The organism is uncultured Roseobacter sp., assembly GCF_947495275.1.
GTDB lineage: Bacteria > Pseudomonadota > Alphaproteobacteria > Rhodobacterales > Rhodobacteraceae > Roseobacter.
Window position 1 is genome coordinate 86,158 of the sequence record NZ_CANLYL010000013.1, and the last position, 17,447, is coordinate 103,604.

At 55.2% G+C, this 17,447-nt stretch carries 16 protein-coding genes; 14 read left to right on the forward strand and 2 right to left on the reverse strand.

Annotation, left to right across the window (positions count from 1 at the left end; all coding sequences use genetic code 11):
* Positions 1–18: 18 nt before the first annotated feature.
* The 9 genes from Q0802_RS19975 (at position 19) to Q0802_RS20015 (ending at position 10,378) form a co-directional block, all read left to right on the forward strand.
* On the forward strand, positions 19–291 hold the full coding sequence (locus Q0802_RS19975; protein WP_298921588.1) for a hypothetical protein: 273 nt from the start codon (positions 19–21) through the stop codon (positions 289–291).
* A gap of 1,012 nt (positions 292–1,303) precedes the next feature.
* Entirely contained in the window at positions 1,304–2,968 is a 1,665-nt protein-coding gene (locus Q0802_RS19980) for an aromatic/alkene/methane monooxygenase hydroxylase/oxygenase subunit alpha (RefSeq protein WP_298921590.1), read from the forward strand.
* A gap of 89 nt (positions 2,969–3,057) precedes the next feature.
* Positions 3,058–4,119, forward strand: a complete 1,062-nt coding sequence (locus Q0802_RS19985; protein ID WP_298921591.1) for a 2Fe-2S iron-sulfur cluster binding domain-containing protein — start codon at positions 3,058–3,060, stop codon at positions 4,117–4,119.
* Positions 4,120–4,172: 53 nt separating this feature from the next.
* Entirely contained in the window at positions 4,173–5,237 is a 1,065-nt protein-coding gene (locus Q0802_RS19990; RefSeq protein WP_298921592.1) for an aromatic/alkene monooxygenase hydroxylase subunit beta, read from the forward strand.
* Between the two features lie 18 nt (positions 5,238–5,255).
* Positions 5,256–5,627: an MmoB/DmpM family protein gene (locus Q0802_RS19995; RefSeq protein WP_298921593.1), complete on the forward strand. Its 372-nt coding sequence runs from the start codon at positions 5,256–5,258 to the stop codon at positions 5,625–5,627.
* Between the two features lie 86 nt (positions 5,628–5,713).
* On the forward strand, positions 5,714–6,739 hold the full coding sequence (locus tag Q0802_RS20000; RefSeq protein WP_298921595.1) for an amidohydrolase family protein: 1,026 nt from the start codon (positions 5,714–5,716) through the stop codon (positions 6,737–6,739).
* Positions 6,740–6,743: 4 nt separating this feature from the next.
* Positions 6,744–7,562 (forward strand): iron-sulfur cluster assembly protein, encoded by an 819-nt coding sequence (locus Q0802_RS20005; protein WP_298921596.1) that lies wholly within the window; start codon positions 6,744–6,746, stop codon positions 7,560–7,562.
* A 74-nt stretch (positions 7,563–7,636) separates the two neighbouring features.
* The gene (locus Q0802_RS20010) at positions 7,637–9,274 is read left to right on the forward strand and encodes a molecular chaperone GroEL (RefSeq protein ID WP_298921597.1); all 1,638 of its coding nucleotides are present in this window, start codon (positions 7,637–7,639) and stop codon (positions 9,272–9,274) included.
* Positions 9,275–9,334: 60 nt separating this feature from the next.
* Complete coding sequence (locus Q0802_RS20015; protein ID WP_298921598.1) at positions 9,335–10,378, forward strand: NAD(P)-dependent alcohol dehydrogenase; 1,044 nt, start codon at positions 9,335–9,337, stop codon at positions 10,376–10,378.
* 87 nt (positions 10,379–10,465) lie between these two features.
* Here Q0802_RS20015 and Q0802_RS20020 read toward each other — a convergent pair whose 3' ends face one another.
* Positions 10,466–12,493 (reverse strand): sigma-54-dependent Fis family transcriptional regulator, encoded by a 2,028-nt coding sequence (locus Q0802_RS20020; protein ID WP_298921599.1) that lies wholly within the window; start codon positions 12,491–12,493, stop codon positions 10,466–10,468.
* Positions 12,494–12,567: 74 nt separating this feature from the next.
* The gene (locus tag Q0802_RS20025; protein WP_298921600.1) at positions 12,568–13,050 is read right to left on the reverse strand and encodes a hypothetical protein; all 483 of its coding nucleotides are present in this window, start codon (positions 13,048–13,050) and stop codon (positions 12,568–12,570) included.
* 528 nt (positions 13,051–13,578) lie between these two features.
* Between Q0802_RS20025 and Q0802_RS20030 the strand changes: the two genes are divergently transcribed.
* The 5 genes from Q0802_RS20030 to Q0802_RS20050 all read left to right on the forward strand — a co-directional run bounded on the left by Q0802_RS20030 (position 13,579) and on the right by Q0802_RS20050 (position 17,382).
* Positions 13,579–13,872, forward strand: a complete 294-nt coding sequence (locus Q0802_RS20030) for a GNAT family N-acetyltransferase (RefSeq protein ID WP_366523343.1) — start codon at positions 13,579–13,581, stop codon at positions 13,870–13,872.
* A gap of 391 nt (positions 13,873–14,263) precedes the next feature.
* On the forward strand, positions 14,264–14,419 hold the full coding sequence (gene pufB, locus Q0802_RS20035; RefSeq protein ID WP_298921602.1) for a light-harvesting antenna LH1, beta subunit: 156 nt from the start codon (positions 14,264–14,266) through the stop codon (positions 14,417–14,419).
* Positions 14,420–14,431: 12 nt separating this feature from the next.
* Complete coding sequence (locus Q0802_RS20040; RefSeq protein ID WP_298921603.1) at positions 14,432–14,779, forward strand: light-harvesting protein; 348 nt, start codon at positions 14,432–14,434, stop codon at positions 14,777–14,779.
* A gap of 102 nt (positions 14,780–14,881) precedes the next feature.
* Positions 14,882–16,339: a PucC family protein gene (locus Q0802_RS20045; RefSeq protein ID WP_298921604.1), complete on the forward strand. Its 1,458-nt coding sequence runs from the start codon at positions 14,882–14,884 to the stop codon at positions 16,337–16,339.
* Entirely contained in the window at positions 16,336–17,382 is a 1,047-nt protein-coding gene (locus Q0802_RS20050) for a PucR family transcriptional regulator (RefSeq protein WP_298921605.1), read from the forward strand. Before Q0802_RS20045 ends, Q0802_RS20050 begins: the two co-directional genes overlap by 4 nt.
* The last annotated feature ends 65 nt before the right edge of the window (positions 17,383–17,447 follow it).

The following is a 17,447-nucleotide window of genomic DNA, read 5'->3' on the forward strand; positions in this document are numbered from 1 at the left end:
ATGCGGGAGCGTTTTGCTATGAAAACAGACGCGACACTGCGATTTTTTATGGCGCTGAGTGAGACCAGCAAGAGGATTGCCGGGGCTGATAGTCGCTTGGCGAAGGCCGCTGCCGAGGCTGTCTCCGATCCAAAACCTGCAAATTTTGTTGGCACGCAGGAACAGCTTGCCCTTATTGACGAGGAACTGCGCGAACGAATACTGCGTGAAACGCATCAACATATGAGCTGCGACATCTCTGCGATTTGGGACAGTATGTCGACCGCGCCGCGCACCAATCGCCCCAATTGATCCGGTGCCTTTCACGTAAGCGTCCCGGTACATAGCCTCGATCCGCATCACCTCTTCCATCCCTCACCCTTTCGCAGTGACCAGCAAGAATTCGCGAAGCGTCAGAGCTCCGAGTTCAGGCGTCCAAGCGCACTGTTTTGCCACGATGAATTGATCAAAACCCCGCACGTTTAAAACGACGTCCGATCACCAGAGATTAGCACTTCGTGGTCTCGTCACAAAGAAGACTTGGCGCTCTCAAGACTGCGAAATGAAAGTTTTTTTGACCCGCGCGCTGCGGTTCGTTTCACTTCGTTACGAGGTGTAACGTCGATAGTTTCATAAGTTCACACAGCATGAGATGTGGAGAAATTACGTCTCGTAAATTTCCGAATCGCTGACCCGAAACGCGCTCCCCTCTGCGGGAGAAACGCGCGTCCATCGGATGGGTGCGTTTGAGGCAATCTGCCCCAACCCGTCGGTTGTCAGCCGTCATCGCCAGCGTCTATGGCGGGAAGTTTCCGGCGCGCGAAGCAGCGTCTGAGGCATATGTAAAGCAAAGTGTAACGCCGCGCGAAGGGTGTAACGCTGTGTAATGAAACAAAACACAGTCAGAGCATTCTGAAGGCCAAGCCATAAAGCTGAAATGGCGAATGCGCAAAATTTCCAAAATAAAAATATAATAATTACAGTATATTATGCGGTAGTGTGAGGATTTTTCGAAATTATTTCCGCAGTTTCCGGTTTTTGGCACGGAACTTGCATCTACCCAATCATAACGCCGTGTTTCCAGGAAAATGGAAGCCATCAAGAACGAAGGAACAGGGAGAACGTTCCGCTCACGATCCGCCGGCTGGCCCTTTGTAGGGGTGATAGGGCAGGCGTGTGTGGGCCTATCCCTCCAACCTTTGCCGTGACGTGAACGACTGGTTTTTCGGCCGCGCTTTGCCGGCGGAACCCGTCAAACAATCGGTAGCATGTGCTGCCTCCAACCGGCCGATCCAATCGGTCAAAACACAAGGAGACTCATGGCATGGCGATAACGCTAAACAAGATTACCTCCCAACGGGGTATCTCGGTGGGAGAGGCCACCAAGAAGATTTCTGATCTGGGCTGGAATCCCACTTACGTTCAGGAAGCCAATACCTTTCCGACAGATTACAAGATCACCAAAGCTCCACGCGATCCGATGAAACAGGTGCTTCGGTCCTACTTCCCGATGGAAGAAGAAAAGGACAACCGGGTTTACGGTGCGCTGGATGCAGCCTTGCGGGGCGACATGTTTGCCAATGTCGAGCCGCGCTGGATCGAGTGGATGAAGCTGTTCCTGGCGATCATTCCTTTCCCGGAAATCTCTGCGGCCCGGTCGATGGCCATGGTCGCGCGGCTCGCGCCGGGTGAAGACCTGCGCACAGGCTTCACCATGCAGATGGTCGATGAATTCCGGCATTCCACCATTCAGATGAATCTGAAGAAGTGGTACATGGAAAACTACATCGATCCCGCCGGATTTGACATCACCGAAGAAGCCTTCGGTAAGTGCTATGCGACCACGATCGGTCGTCAGTTCGGCGAAGGTTTCATCACCGGTGATACGATGACCGCAGCCTGCATGTATCTGACGGTTGTAGCCGAAACAGCCTTCACCAACACGCTTTTTGTGGCGATGCCCTCTGAGGCTGCGCGCAACGGTGATTATGCGCTGCCTACGGTGTTCCTGTCGGTCCAGTCGGACGAAAGTCGCCATATCGGCAACGGCCACTCCCTGCTGATGGCAGCGCTGAAGGAGCCGGAGAACCATCTGCTTCTGGAGCGTGATCTGCGGTATGCCTTCTGGCAGAACCACGCAATCGTCGACGCTGCGATTGGCACATTCATCGAATATGGCACCACAAACCGCGACAAGGAAAAGGAATCCTATGCGGAAATGTGGCATCGCTGGATTTTCGAGGACTACTACCGGACGTATATGCTGCCGCTCGAAAAATATGGCGTCAAAATCCACCACGATGATGTCCAGGAAGCCTGGAAGCGGATCACGGAAAAAAGTTACGTCCACAAGGTCGCACAGTTCTTCGCTGTGGGGTGGCCGGTCAACTTCTGGCGGATTGAGGCTCAGACCGAAAAAGACTTCGAATGGTTCGAGCACAAGTATCCAGGCTGGTACGCGGAGTTTGGCGAGTTCTGGAAGTGGTATGCGAAACTGAGCGTGCCGGGCCAGAAGGTCATCACGTTCAATGAGGACGTAGGCTATGTCTATCCGCACCGCTGCTGGTCTTGCCTCGTACCCTGTCTGATCCGTGAAGACACCGTCGTGGACGAAATCGATGGTCAGCTGCACACCTTTGCGCATGAGTTGGACCGTTGGACGGCTGTTGAGGCTTTTGCTGACGAGTATCAGGGGCGTCCGACACCGGCCATGGGCAAGTTCTCAGGCAAGCGGGAATGGGAAACCGTTTACGATGGCTGGGATCTGGCGGATGCGATCACCGATCTGAACTTTGTCCGGGAGGATGGCAAAACGCTGGTGCCGCAGCCGCACCTGCGCTTTGACAACAAGGACATGTGGACGCTTGATCACGTGCGTGGACATACGTTGGGGTCACCGCTCAACGCCCTGCGTGCAATGTCTCCAAGCGATCGCGAAGCCCATCTCGCGGATTATCGCGCAGGCTTCACCATCAATCCCTGCAATTAAACAAGCACCTGTCGAGGCCTTTGCGGCCTCGGCAACCCACTATTGAACCGAGATCCGGCGCGCAGCTCTGGATCGCAGGAGACTAAAAAATGAGTGAGATTTACAACGTCCGACTGGAACCTGTTGGTGTGGAGTTCGAGGTGGAGGAGGACGAGACAATTCTGGATGCGGCGTTCCGTCAGGGCATTGCATTGCCGCATGGCTGCAAAGAAGGGCAGTGCTCCGCTTGCAAATGCGTCCAGAACGACGGCGAAACCGAGATGCTGAAATACTCGACCTTCGCGCTGAGTGATTACGAAAAGGAGACGGGGCATATCCTGATGTGCCGGGCCATCGCCTACAGTGACGTGGAAATTGATCTCCTGAATTACGATGAGGAGCTTTTGTCGAAATCCATCCCCGTAAAGAGTTTTGACGGGCGTATTGTTGATTTCCAGAAACTCACCCATGACATTCGCGGCGTAGAGATTGAAATTGATAAGCCGCTCAAATTCTGGGCGGGCCAATATGTCGACATCACGGTTACCACCGAAGCGGGGGAGGAGATTACACGCTCGTTCTCCATGGCAAATCCGCCGAGCGAAACCCAAAAACTCTCCTTCATCATCAAAAAATACCCGGAAGGGAAGTTCTCAGGAGAACTCGACGCCGGAGGCATCAAAAAAGGCGCCTCCGTCGCGATCAGCGGACCCTACGGAATGTGCTTCCGACGCGAAGACAGAGACGGACCCGTAATTCTGGTGGGAGCCGGGTCCGGGATGTCGCCCGTTTGGTCTATTCTTCACGATCATCTGGTAAGCGGCGAGGATCGCCCCGTGATGTTCTTTTACGGTGCGCGCACGCAGGATGACCTGTTCAAACTGAACGACATTGCTGCGCTGACCGATGCCCATCCGCAGGTCGAGTTCATCCCCGTGCTGAGCCACGCGGAGGAAGATGGCACCTGGCAGGGGGAGCGCGGATTTGTGCATGAGTGCGTCGATCGTCGCCTGAAGGACCTGGATATCGACGGAGAAGGCGATGTCTACGCCTGTGGACCTCCCCCGATGATCGACGCACTCACCCCGGTTCTCTTTATGAACGGGTTCGAAACCGAACGAATTTTCTTCGACAAGTTTACGCCAACTTCCGGTTCATCGGCTCTCCACTGAGTTTTAGGGCTGATCGCTAGTCGCGTAAATTTAACCAACCAAGGGAGGCTACCATGGTAGCAACATCAAGTTCTGTCGGGTCCGGCGCTGCAGGTTCAGCCACATTTGTCGGGTCAACCAGCCGCAAATACAACTACTTTGAACCCAGAGGCAAACGCGCCACACATTACGAAGACGTCACCGTTGACGTGCAACCTGATCCGGAACGGTACTTGATCCAGGATTGGATTATCGACTTTGGCGGCGCCAAGGGCGGCGGCGCTTACCAGAAAGACTACACCGCGCTAAAAAGCTCGAACTGGCATGCTTTCCGAGCCCCGGATCAGGAATGGGAACGCACCCATTACCAGCGCCAATCAAAGATCTGTTCGATGGTGCAATCGGTCATCAGCAACGCGCGCAAAGCTGGCGCGCCGGCTGCTTTTGACAAGGTATGGAACCGCATTCTGCAAGCGCATCTGGGTGCCTGGAAGCACGCAGAATTCGGGCTGGGCACCTCGCTGATGCAAGCGCAGCGGTATGGCTATACCCAGATGATCAACAATGCGACGTTGACGAATTCATCCTACAAGATGCGCCTGTCGCAGGACATCACGCTCTATCTGGCCGAAATCGGAATGGATATCGAAGGCTGGGATGACGATCTGGGTAAAAAGACCTGGCTAGAAGATCCGCTCTGGCAGCCAACCCGTGAAGCGATCGAGAGCATCATGGGCAGCGAAGATTATCTTGAGCAATACTTTGCCATAAATCTGATCTTCGAGCCTTTGGTGGGCGAGCTGTTCCGGTCAGGTTTCCTGATGCAGGCGGCCGCAGCCAACAATGATTTCATTACGCCACCGGTGATTTCGGCCGCTGAAGCGGATTACGAACGGAATTTGGCCAATGCCATCGACCTGATGTATCTGCTGGTGAACGACCAAGAGCATGGTGCCCACAACAAGGGCCTCTTGCAGTCGTGGGTGACAAAGCACGGTGACCTGGCGGACAAAGCCGCGACCGCGCTGCAGCCGATCTGGTCGCAACCTCATTCCAAACCGGTCTCATTCGAAGATGTCAAAGCCGTCTCTCACGAGCGTCTTGGACAGATATTGAATGAACTCGGCCTGACCCGCTGATTGAAGGGAGTACCAGCAATGTCAACAATAGCTCGCGACGCAACAAAGCAGAATATCTTCAAATCAATGAAGGATATCACCTTTGAGCAAACGATTTCACATCAATGCGGTGTGACAATGAACGACTCGGTCGAAGCCCGCGCCATCGCGGAATTCATGGACGAGGACCCGAAAGTTACCGTCACCCATAACCCCGCGACGATCCGCGTGGATGGGGAGGGCAAACTGGTCTTCAAAATGGATGAGATCGGGGAGTATCTGGGCCGCGAAATGACGGCTGAAACGTTCGAGGTCAATACATCAACCCACTATGGGCGGATGGTGCGGGTGGATGACAACACCGTCGTGCTCTTCGGCAATATGGACGATGTGTTCGAGTATATCGAATAAGAATGCCAGCCTGACAAACCCGGAACCCACCGGGTTTGTTACCTAAATTTCCAAGATCACCATTCGAAATATCCCAGGAGGTACAGATGTTTGTCACCAAGGACGGCAAGGAAATCTTCATCGTCGACGGCCACACCCATTTTTGGGACGGCAGCGCCGAAAACCAGAGCAATGTGCATGGCAAACAGTTCATCGAGTGCTTTTACGCCTATCACACCAATCTCAGCCCTCCCGAGGAGTTGTGGGAAAAGGATCGGTTCGAAAAGTACACGGAGGACGATGTGTACCGGGACCTCTTCATCGACGGCCCGGATGATGTGGCCATCATCCAATCGACCTACCTGAAGGATTTCTACAAGAACGGGTTTTCCAGCATCGAGCGCAGCACAACGATGGCAGAACGCCACCCGGAGCGGTTCATCATCAACGGCTCGTTTGACCCGCGCGATGGCGAAAAAGCCCTGGAATACATTCATTACATGAAAGAAACCTTCGATATTCAGGGTGTGAAAATGTACACCGCTGAATGGAACGGCGAAAGCAAGGGCTGGGCCCTCAACGATCCGGCCGCTTACAAGTGTTTTGAACTTTGTGACAAACTCGGCATCAAGAACATTCATGTTCACAAGGGCCCAACGATCATTCCGCTGAGCAAGGATGCCTTTGATGTCCACGACGTGGACTATGCCGCGACGGATTTCCAGAACCTCAATTGGATTATCGAGCATTGCGGTTTGCCCCGTCTGGATGATTTCTGCTGGATCGCCACGCAGGAAACCAATGTCTACGGCGGTCTTGCCGTGGCGTTGCCCTTTATCCATTCCCGTCCACGCTACTTCGGCGAGGTGATGGCTGAGCTTCTGTGGTGGGTCGGCGAAGACAAGCTTTTGTTCGGATCAGATTATGCCATCTGGACGCCCAAGTGGCTGGTTGAAAAGCTTTGGGAGTACCAGATTCCCGAAGACATCTCAGCCGAACGCGGCGGCGTGCAGCTCACCGATGAGGTCAAGGAGAAAATTCTCGGTCTGAATGCGGCCAAGCTCTACGACATCGACGTCGCGGCCAAGAAAAAGCAGCTCAGTGCGGCACCTGTGCAGATCGCGGCGGAGTGACGCGATGTTTGCAGAAATTCACAGAACGGAGCTGGAAGCGGAAGTCTGGGATTGTCTGGACCAGGTGACAGATCCCGAGCTGGACGAACCGATCACAGACATGGGTTTTGTCGAGCGAATTGATGTGGATCAGAGCAGCGGAAAGGTGGAAGTCGATTTTCGACTTCCGACCTACTGGTGCTCGCCAAACTTTGCTTTTCTGATGGGCTTCGACGTGCGTATCGCCGTCAGCAAGTTGCCCTGGGTGAAGAACATCAGGGTGACATTGAATGACCACTGCTTTGCAGATCGCGTGAATGACGGTGTGAACGGGTCCAGAGATTTCGCCGATGTTTTTGCGGAGTATTGCGATGGTAGCGATCTGGACAACGTGCGCCTGAAATTTCAGGAGAAGGCATTCATCCGTCGTCAGGAAACGGTGCTTCTCGGTCTTGAGGCGCGTGGTTTCACCGGTGAGGACATCGTTGGAATGACCCTGGAGATCTTCGACAGGGTTGCCTTCCAGGGTCAGGAAGAAGCCAGGCAAAAACCACGGTATCGCGAAATTCTTCTGGCGCATGGCCTGGCCACGCAATCAGATGATCTGGCGTTTGTCACCTGGGAGGGTGCGCCATTGAGCGCGCAAGGGTTGCGGGACTATCTGGCGCGGCTGCGCGGGGTCCGGATCAACATGGAATTCAACGGCGCGCTTTGCCGTGGGTTGCAGTCGACTAGGTACAAGGAAGTCAAGATCGGAGCGGAGGGCCCGACGCTGATTGACTTCATTCAGAACCGGGTGCCGCCACGCGAACCAATCCATCCAGAGCGGCAGGCGGCGCCCTGATCGGGTTCCGGCAAGGCAACGGTACTTAATACCACAAAACGACCAGAGGATCATGCTCTGGCAGGGAGATAAACATGGCTAAACTATTGACACATAACGGTACTGCCCGGGCTGCTCTTGCGCGCGGAGTTGCTAAACTGGCGGCGGCAGTGGAACCGACGCTGGGCCCCAAGGGCTTGAACGCGATGATTGATCGCCCAGTTGGCACGCCGTTGATCACCAGAGATGGGGTCACGATTGCATCGGAAATCGAACTCCCTGACCGTTTTGAAAACATGGGCGCTCAAGTCGTGCGGGAAGTGTCGATGCAAACCAATGAAGTCGCCGGAGATGGGACCACGACAGCCATCGTTCTGGCCAATGCCTTGATACAGGAAGGGGTGAAGATAACCGAGCAGGGGGTCAAACCTGTCGATCTGTGCAAGGGCATTGATCTGGCTGTGGAACGCATCATCGAAGGGTTGGATCGCTCCTCGCGGTCTTGTGACGACCACCCCGAATACCTGAATGCCGTTGCGCGTGTGTCTGCCACCGATGCGGATTTGGGATCGCTTGTGGCGGAAGCTTTCAACCGCGTGGGGAAGGATGGCGTGATCAGCGCAGATTTCTCCGTGACAATTAATACGACGCTTGAGGTTGTCGAAGGCATGTCCTTTGATCGAGGATATATTTCGCATCACATGGTGACCGATCAGGACAATATGGAAGCGGTTCTGAACAACCCCCTGATCCTTCTGACCGATCAGAAAATCCTGAGCCCTGACATTTTGAAAAACGCCCGCGACATTGCCGATGAGCAGGACCGACCCTTACTGATCGTTGCCGAAGAGATCGCACCCGAGGTCGTGATCTCGCTGATGGATTCTGGTGGTGCAGGCAAATATCTGATCGTCCATCCGCCGGAATACGGACATTGGCGTGCCGCTATGATGGATGATCTGGCAATACTGACAAATGGCGAGGTTCTGGCCCGCGATCTGGGCAAGAAGATTGAAAATGTCACTCTCGCTCAATTGGGCGGTGCGCAACAGGTCAAGGTAAGTTCATCATTCACCAGCATCATTCGGGGTGAAGGGAATCCGGATGCGATCCGGGCGCGGCGCGATCAGGTTCAGCGTCAGCATGATGTCGCACCGCCAAACATCGAGCAGGACAAGTTGCGCGAACGGGTCTCCAAACTGTCTGGCGGTACGGCGGTGATCTATGCGGGCGGCTTCACGCCGGTGGAACAGAAACGCAAGATACAGCTTATCGAGGACTCGCTTTGTGCCGTCAAAGCAGCATTCGAGGATGGTGTCGTAGCCGGTGGCGGGACGGCGTTGGCGCAAATCGGATCTACTCTCGACAACCTTGTCTCGGGCAACGATGGCGATGTGTGCACAGGGGTCAATCTTGTACGGTCCGTTTTGACGCGCCCTGTCGAGCGGATTGCCAGTAACGCAGGGGCGGATCCCACGGCGGTGATTGCCTCGGTTGCCGATGGTCAGCCCGGGCGCGGTTATGACGCCAATAGCGGCATCTTCGTCGATATGTTTGAAACAGGCATCATCGATCCGGTTCGGGTCACGGCCAGCGCGCTGGTGAATGCAGCATCTGTTGCGACACTGATCCTGACCACTGAGACCCTTGTGGGTGATCTTGAGGAGGGGGAGGCCGACCCGACAGAGGGGCCAGCCCTGGGTGGTGGCGCCGAGTTGTTGGGCCGACCCTAACCAGAATGTGAGCGCGGCAGAAATGCCGCGTCCTTGTCCAGCAAGAAAGAGGAACAGGACATGAAAGCTGCGAGGCTATACGATTACGACCCCGAGATGAACGTTCAGCTCAAGATCGAGGAGGTCCCGGCGCCGACGGTCAATGGCCCGGACGAGGTCATCGTCAAAGTGGGAGCGGCGGGCCTGTGCCGCACGGATTTGCATATCATCGAAGGGGTATGGAAAGACGTGATGGATGCGGATGGCGGATTGCTGCCTTATGTCATGGGGCACGAAAATGCCGGCTGGGTCGAAGAGGTCGGTTCGAATGTGACGTCAGTGAAAGCGGGCGATGCGGTCATCTGCCACCCGCACCGCAGTTGTGGTATTTGTCTCAACTGTCGCTACGGTCATGACATGTATTGTGACCACGGGCTGTTTCCGGGGCTTGGCTTGGATGGTGGCTTTGCGGAGTATTTCATCACCAATGAAAGCTCCGTCATCAAGCTGAACACGAACATCACCCCGCTGGAGGTCGCCCCCATGGCAGATGCGGGCATCACAGCATACCGCGCCGCCAAAAAGGCTGCGGGTCTGGTCCATCCGGGGGCTTATGTGACGGTGCTAGGCGTTGGAGGTTTGGGCCATATTGCGATCCAATGCCTGAAAAACCTCTGTGGCGCGCGTGTCATTGCCGTGGACCGCGAACCGGGCGCGCAGGTTCTGGCCAAGGAATTGGGGGCAGATATCGTGTTGGATGGCGGGCCCGATCTGATCGAGCAGGTCAAGGAAGCAACCGGTGGTGGCAGTGACGTTGTCATCGACTTCGTTGGTGAGTTGGGTGTCGAAAACATCTGCTGGAAACTGCTGCGGCAGGGCGGCGAACTGATTGTCGTTGGCTATGGCGGCACCATCGAGATTCCAACGCTGGAACTGGTGATCAACGAGATCAAGATCGGTGGCAGCCTCGTTGGCGATTACACGGAATTGGTTGAGCTGATGGAGCTGAATGCAGACGGTTTGGTCAAGATGCACTACACCGAGTATACGCTTGATGACATCAACAAGGGCATCGATGACTTCAAGAACCGGCGCTTTACAGGTCGGGGCGTGATCGTTCCGTAGCGCAGGCATCGCTGCTAAAACAGCCACTCTTTGCGGTGGCTGTTGACTGTCTTCCGGCACGATTTCATGCTGAAAATAAGGCCGTTTCTACTTTCCCCGGTGCAACCCATATTGTTTGATTTTCCGGTACAACGTCGGGCGCGAAATACCCAATGACGCCGCAACCTTTGTGAGATTTCCATTGGAATTCGTAATGGCGCGCTGAATGGCATGAGACTCGATCTGATCCAGATCCATTTTGTCGGTACTCATGTAGTTTCTGGAACCGGTTGCAAGAAAACTGGTATCCGGTTCGGTGATGTCCTTGGGAAGATCTGCCAGCGTCACGACAGTGTCATTATGCAACAGGCACACTCTTTCAATGACGTTTCGCAATTCGCGCACATTCCCCGGCCATTGATAATCCTGCAAGGCAGCCAGTGCCTTTTGGTCGAATACCAGTGGTGCACGGTCAAATTTTTGCGACAGCTTTTGATTGAAGTGACTGAGCAAAAGGTCAATATCCTGGCCGCGTTCGCGCAGGGGCGGGACGTCGATTATGATGGTGCCAATGCGATAGAAAAGGTCCCGACGAAAACGTCCTTTTTCGATGTCCTGTCGCAGATCGCGGTTGGTGATGGCAACAAGTTGCACGTCGACGGCGCGTCGCTTGTTGCAGCCCACCCGGTAAACTGCCCGTTGCTCCAGCGTGCGCAGCAGATATGTCTGAAGCTCAAGTGGCATATCGCCAATTTCGTCAAGGCAAAGTACACCGCCGTCTGCCTGCTCAAATTTCCCCGGCTTGCCTTCCCTCAAGGCCCCGGTGAAAGCGCCCGCAACATGCCCAAATAGTTCTCCACCGATAAGTTCGCCCGAAATGGCAGCACAATTGACCGCCACGTAAGGCGCGTTCTGGCGTGCATTCTGACTGTGGATCAGGCGCGCAAAAAGCTCTTTGCCAACACCGGTTTCGCCCTGCACCAGAACCGTTACATTGGCCTTTGCAGCACGGCGCGCAAACTCAATTGTCTCCAGCATCTTCGGGCATTCGCCGATGATCTGAATCTCTTGCTCTTCCACACCACGGCGCGGGGAAATTCTGATACCACTCGGATTCACGGGCATTTTCGCAGCCGATGTTTTTGGCGGCAGGATCAGGGCCGCACCCTGTATGCTGGCGCCGGACTTCAAAATGTCGATCGCCTTGGTGGTGAGACCGGGCGGCAATGCGGCGGCCACTTCACCGTCTGACATCTCAGGGCCCAGGCTCACCAATTGCCGCCCCATAAGGAAATCATCGGCGCGGCCATCCCCGAAGGTTTCAGTGTTCTTGCTGTACACAATGCGCCCGGATTCGTTCAGAAGCACGATGGCATCTTCCTTGTCTCGTGGGTTTGGCAAATCAATGAAGGCTTCCAGTAAAGACGTGCGTTCGTCACGCTGATGTTCTGCCAGGGCAATTTCGATTTCGCGTGCGGCCGCGACAACAAGCGCGACATTGTGGCGGCGAAAGATATCGGGTGGGCCCGACAGATCAACAACCCCGATGACCGTTCTGTCGAGCGGATCAAAAATCGGCACGCCGGCACAGGTCCAGGCCTTTATTCCCTGGCAAAAGTGTTCCGAGGCATGGACGTAAGTGGGCATGCCTGTGCGCAATGCTGTGCCAATGCCATTGGTACCAATCACGTCTTCGTCCCAAACGCCGCCAACTTCCAGGCCAATCTCGCGCCCGGTGTCGAGCGTTTTGGCGTCCCCGGTGGCTTCAATGACCGTTCCGGTCTGGTCGGTCAGCAGCAGGATCGCGCGCGATTCAAGAAGATGCGGAGCCAAACGTTGGAACGCATATTTTGCCGCGCGACACAAAGCACGATTCTTGCGTCGCAGCTCTTGAACGCTGTCCTCGCTCATTTTCTGGGGAGTTGAGCGGCACAGGGCATTGATACCGGAATCGGTACAGCGGGCCCAGGAATCCAAAATCTCCGCGCGCACTGATTTCTCTATATCCGCAGTTGCTCTGCCACGCTCGACGAAACTTTCCCACGCACGCATGGTATCGCGTTGTCTGTTGTCACTGGCCAGAGCAGCCTGGGCTGACGCTTTGCGGTTTCTGGGGCTGAAGTAGGTTGATCGCATCAAATCTCTTCCACAAGGTGCAGCCAAAAATGGCGTTCCTGCTCAGGAGAAAGCAGCGAACGATAGGAGTTTTTTCATAACCCCAGTCGAACTTTCATAACGTCGGAAAACTTGTCCTCGATGTCGCGGGTCTCGATGATCACACCGTCAAGATCACGCAAACAGTCCTGCGTCTCGTCATCCAAGGGAGCAAAAAAACCGTTTTCCTTGGTAGCAAGCGCAAAGTACTTCTGTTTGTCTTTACGGCGCATCTCGCCCAGGAACATAAGTTGCTTTCCAGAATTCGCGTCCATGATCAGGACCCGGTCGTTCAGACTGATCTTGAATACCGGCTTGGGTTCCACCGCTTTGCTGGTGTCTCCCAGAATATGGATGCTGAGACCGTCGGGCTTGGGAGTTTCTTTTGCTTGCGCCATCGCAGCGCGTGATTTGGAAAATCCGCCATTGCTGATCTGATCCGCGAGACGGTGAATTGTTTCCCTGTTTTCGCCTATGATGCGTTTGGCTACGACATCCTCACGACGCGGGCCTTCCTTTTTGGAAAAAATATCGACCATTTGTCCGGCTTTCTCCCCACAAGACACACCGTCGCGCCGTGCGCTCCGATGAAGCCATTCGCATTATCGAGATGTCCAAGCCTCCTCCTCAAGAGCTCGGACAGCGAGTGCGTCACATTGACCACTGGCCACCCACGTCACAACCACACATGCACAGTTAAACCTACTTGGTTGGCCCCGAAAGATCAACAAAATAAGGCAAACTTGAAAACGCCCACCGAGGATTTGCGTTGCGCGCGCGTGTTTGTTCCGGCAAGCTGACGGGAGTGCCGCACGTTTCGCGGGGCGTTCAGTTTGTTGCGGGTAGGGCGCGGTTCCCGTTCCCATGCCGGGCGCAGAATATGTCGATGAGCGTCAGGAATTTTGACCCTTTTGCATTGAGGGATGAATAGAGCCATGATCCGGCCCTTTGCAGCCCAGGACACGGAAACGATTGTGTCAATCTGGCGTGTTGCGAGTCAAAAATCTCACCCTTTTCTTAGCGACGCCTATTTGGACATATTGCAAAAAATCATCCGAAAACGTTTCGTGGAACTGGCCGAGACATGGATCTGGGAACAACAAGGCGTGCCGGTTGGGTTCATTTCAGTGTTGGAGGATGACGTCACAGGACTTTATGTCCGGCCCGAATGTCAGCATCAGGGGATCGGGCGCGCGTTGTTGAACTTTATTTTGTCGCAGCGCGAAACGGTCAAGCTGGACGTGTTTGCGCGTAACCGCTCAGGGCATCGCTTCTATCTAAGATATGGTTTTGCCGAAATCGGCCGGCGATTTGATGACACATCGGGGCACGAAATAGTTCGCATGAGCTATGCGCCGTAGCGGAAACCGCAAAGCGGCTTCCGTTCCGCTCAAATTGACTGCAGACGGGTTGAGGCGACCACATCAAAGACTTCGGACCTTGAGTGGATCGGGTATTTCTCGCTTGAGGATCAACGTTGAAATTTTTGCGCAAACCGCCCCTATTTCATTGGCTGGATGGGGCAAGCCACTGCACGCGCCAGAACAAAGCGATATCTGAGCGTATAAGTGCTGCTTCTTTGCGCTGAGAGGGCGTAAAGTAAAGTTTACACTTGCATTGTCTGTAAAATATGACACTCTTGATGTATGGAGCGAGTGTGCGTGTCGCGACCATAGAGCTGCTCGGCAGCGCTGCGCCTTCACGTCGGAGGCTGCTGGAGCACTTCATATGAAGCGAATTGGAGGAAACACTATGTCCGACGACCCAGACAAGGTTTGGCCAACCGGTCTAACATTGCACGAAGCCGAAGAAGTTCACAGTTATCTTATTGATGGTACACGCGTTTTCGGTCTCATCGCGCTCATCGCCCACATGCTTGTCGCTGCCGCGACACCCTGGCTCGGCTAAAGGAGGAATATCATGAACAATGCAAAAATGTGGCTTGTCGTTCCCCCTGCCGTCGGCGTTCCATTGTTCCTCGGCGCAGTCGCCGTAGGTTCATTCTCGGTTCATGTTGCTGTTCTGAGCAACACGTCCTGGGTGTCCGATTTCCTCTCCGGGGTCGAACTGGGCACAGGTGATCAACAGGCAGCCGCCGCGACACTTCCCGAAAACACGGCCAAGGCATCCTATGCGTTGCCGATGCAAAACGGCGGACAGCAGGTTCTTGTCATCATGCCGGACGGCACCACGACAACGGCCGTTTTACAAAGCCCGGATGTGGTCAATGCAAGTGCGGCCGCGCCGCCGGCTATCATCAAGAATTAACGGATGGTCCCTTTCGCTGATGCGATAAGGGGCCTGACACGGAAACGACCTGCGGGCAATGCGCCCGCGGGCCGCTAACGGATTGCGAATTGCGAGAAGTTAATGTTCGACTACCGCACATTTGCCTTGCGAAAGCTGGCATCAATTGCGCCGCGCTATCTGCCCTTTACGGATGTAGCGAGCAAGGACGTGCCCCTTTCACGCCTGCTGCGATTATCTCTCTTTCAGGTCACCGTCGGCATGGCGGTGGTTCTGCTTGTCGGCACATTGAACCGCGTCATGATCGTCGAATTGGACGTTCCTGCGACGCTCGTGGCCGTCATGCTGGCATTGCCACTGCTTTTCGCCCCGCTGCGCACAATCATTGGATACAAATCTGATGTGCATGTATCAGCGCTTGGCTTGCGCCGCGTGCCCTACATTTGGAAAGGCACGCTGTATCAGTTTGGCGGGTTCGCCATCATGCCTTTCGCGCTGCTTGTCCTCTCAGGATACGGTGAAGCGGTGGACGCGCCGCGGTGGATGGGCCTGTCTTCTGCCGCACTGGCATTTCTGTTGGTTGGTGCTGGCGTGCATATGGTCCAGACCGTCGGCCTGGCACTCGCAACCGATCTTGTAGACGAGCAGGATCAGCCCAAAGTTGTGGGCCTGATGTATGTGATGTTGCTCGTTGGTATGGTCGTGAGCGCGCTTGTTTTTGGTGCCTTGCTGGAGAATTACACGCCCGGCCGTCTCATTCAGGTGATCCAGGGGGCGGCGGTTGTGACCGTTGCGCTGAACCTTCTGGCTCTTTGGAAACAAGAGGCGCGAGACCGGGTACGCGCACAGAAAATGCAAACCACACAGTTCCTACCCTTCCGTGCAGCTTGGACGCAATTTGTTGAAAAGCCAGGGAAAAAGAGACTTCTGGCGGTTATTGCCCTGGGGACATTCGGTTTCGGGGCGGCGGATGTGCTGCTGGAACCTTATGGCGGACAGGCATTGGGATTTTCTGTGGCGCAGACCACAAAATTGACTGCGATTCTGGCTGGCGGCACGTTGATCGGTTTTGGCGTCGCCTCACGCGTTTTGGGCGCGGGTCGGTCTCCCGCGCGGCTTGGTCTGATCGGCGCGATGATTGGCATTCCCGGCTTCGCAGCCATAATCCTGTCTTCGCTCGGCGGTGGCTCGTTCATGTTTTTGGTGGGCACCCTGACAACGGGTATCGGTGCGGGGCTCTTTGGTCACGCAACCCTGACGGCGACAATGCGGTCGGCGGCGCGCGACCAGATCGGCCTTGCGCTAGGGACCTGGGGCGCGGTTCAGGCGACATCAGCCGGTCTCGGTGTGGCTCTTGCAGGCATCGTGCGCGACGTGATCGTCGCCATGTCAGCGCAGTCAGACCTTGCGGTGCACACGCCTTACAATGCGGTTTTCTTAATTGAGATTGTTTTCCTGGCGCTGGCTTGCGCTATATTGTTGCCCCTGTGCGGGGCTTGGCGCGCGGCAAATGCCCGCGCCCCTGACATAACCCAGCGGTCTGTAGCGGACCTGCATTCCAAACCGGCGGAGGCATCATGACACAAGTCATTACGCGGTACTTTGAGAGCGCGCGAAAGGCTCAACTGGTCAAACAGGCGCTGCAATTCGAGCGGTTCCCCAAAAATGACCTGGTTGTCTTTACCGATGCGACGGGTCTCTCGGATGTGTTGGCTGCGGAGCATGTCGAAGCCAAGACCGCAAAAGCTTACGAAAAACGCCTGGAATCAGGCGGGGCGGTTTTGCTGGCCAAAGCAACCTACAAGCCATTGGGTGCTGCAAGGAAAACCCGGGAGCTGACTGCCGAAATGGGCGCCGTGGATATGGGCCAGCTGATCGAAGAGGTCTATGTAAAGGACAAACCTCAGGCGGCGGCGACAATCCTGAAAGATCATCCGCATATTCTGACCCGGGACAAGGATTTGGCACCTACCGGTTACTATATGGCAGATTGGCCGATCCCACTGATCAGCCGTCGAAAACCATCCGAAGCATTCCTTTTCCCGCGTCACGCAAGGATGGCAAATTTTCCAATTCCACTGATCAGTCGCCGGAAACCCAGTGATCGCTTTGCATTTCCACGCCATGCCCGGATGGCGAAGTTCCCGATCCCGTTAATAAGCCGTCGTAAGCCATGGAGTGAGTTTGCATTTCCGCGTCACGCCCGGATGGCGAAATTCCCGATCCCTTTGATCAGTCGGCGCAAGCCTTTCAGCGGGACAATCATCGGGCGCCACACCCGCATGGCGAACTGGCCGTTCCCGCATTTGATCAACGGGAAAACAGGAACCAATGCTCTCGTGCCTGGTGGGGCGAGAATGGCAAATTTCCCAATTTCCCTCATCAGCAATCGCAAGCCGGCTGATAAGTTCGCTTTTCCGCGGCATGCACGGATGGCCGGTTTCCCGATCCCGTTGATTAGCGGGCGCAAGCCTTTTACGGGGTCGATTTTCTCGCGTCATGCGCGGATGGCCGACGCCATCCTGCCGCTGATCATCAAGCATGCGGAAGCCAAGGATGCTGAGGGTGGCGCCGGATTTTCGCTCTCAAGGCTATTTGGTCTCCCAACGCTCAGGAAGCGCTGAGACATCCTGTCTTTTGATCTATCCGGGCCGTTTTTCTTGAGAGATACCACGGAACGTTAGCGGTC

What these genes read in the sequence shown, in the direction of transcription:
- Q0802_RS19975 (WP_298921588.1), top strand. Translation starts at nt 19, where the DNA reads ATGAAAACAGACGCGACACTGCGATTTTTTATGGCGCTGAGTGAGACC.
- Q0802_RS19980 (WP_298921590.1), top strand. Translation starts at nt 1,304, where the DNA reads ATGGCGATAACGCTAAACAAGATTACCTCCCAACGGGGTATCTCGGTG.
- Q0802_RS19985 (WP_298921591.1), top strand. Translation starts at nt 3,058, where the DNA reads ATGAGTGAGATTTACAACGTCCGACTGGAACCTGTTGGTGTGGAGTTC.
- Q0802_RS19990 (WP_298921592.1), top strand. Translation starts at nt 4,173, where the DNA reads ATGGTAGCAACATCAAGTTCTGTCGGGTCCGGCGCTGCAGGTTCAGCC.
- Q0802_RS19995 (WP_298921593.1), top strand. Translation starts at nt 5,256, where the DNA reads ATGTCAACAATAGCTCGCGACGCAACAAAGCAGAATATCTTCAAATCA.
- Q0802_RS20000 (WP_298921595.1), top strand. Translation starts at nt 5,714, where the DNA reads ATGTTTGTCACCAAGGACGGCAAGGAAATCTTCATCGTCGACGGCCAC.
- Q0802_RS20005 (WP_298921596.1), top strand. Translation starts at nt 6,744, where the DNA reads ATGTTTGCAGAAATTCACAGAACGGAGCTGGAAGCGGAAGTCTGGGAT.
- Q0802_RS20010 (WP_298921597.1), top strand. Translation starts at nt 7,637, where the DNA reads ATGGCTAAACTATTGACACATAACGGTACTGCCCGGGCTGCTCTTGCG.
- Q0802_RS20015 (WP_298921598.1), top strand. Translation starts at nt 9,335, where the DNA reads ATGAAAGCTGCGAGGCTATACGATTACGACCCCGAGATGAACGTTCAG.
- Q0802_RS20020 (WP_298921599.1), bottom strand. Translation starts at nt 12,493, where the DNA reads ATGCGATCAACCTACTTCAGCCCCAGAAACCGCAAAGCGTCAGCCCAG.
- Q0802_RS20025 (WP_298921600.1), bottom strand. Translation starts at nt 13,050, where the DNA reads ATGGTCGATATTTTTTCCAAAAAGGAAGGCCCGCGTCGTGAGGATGTC.
- pufB (WP_298921602.1), top strand. Translation starts at nt 14,264, where the DNA reads ATGTCCGACGACCCAGACAAGGTTTGGCCAACCGGTCTAACATTGCAC.
- Q0802_RS20040 (WP_298921603.1), top strand. Translation starts at nt 14,432, where the DNA reads ATGAACAATGCAAAAATGTGGCTTGTCGTTCCCCCTGCCGTCGGCGTT.
- Q0802_RS20045 (WP_298921604.1), top strand. Translation starts at nt 14,882, where the DNA reads ATGTTCGACTACCGCACATTTGCCTTGCGAAAGCTGGCATCAATTGCG.
- Q0802_RS20050 (WP_298921605.1), top strand. Translation starts at nt 16,336, where the DNA reads ATGACACAAGTCATTACGCGGTACTTTGAGAGCGCGCGAAAGGCTCAA.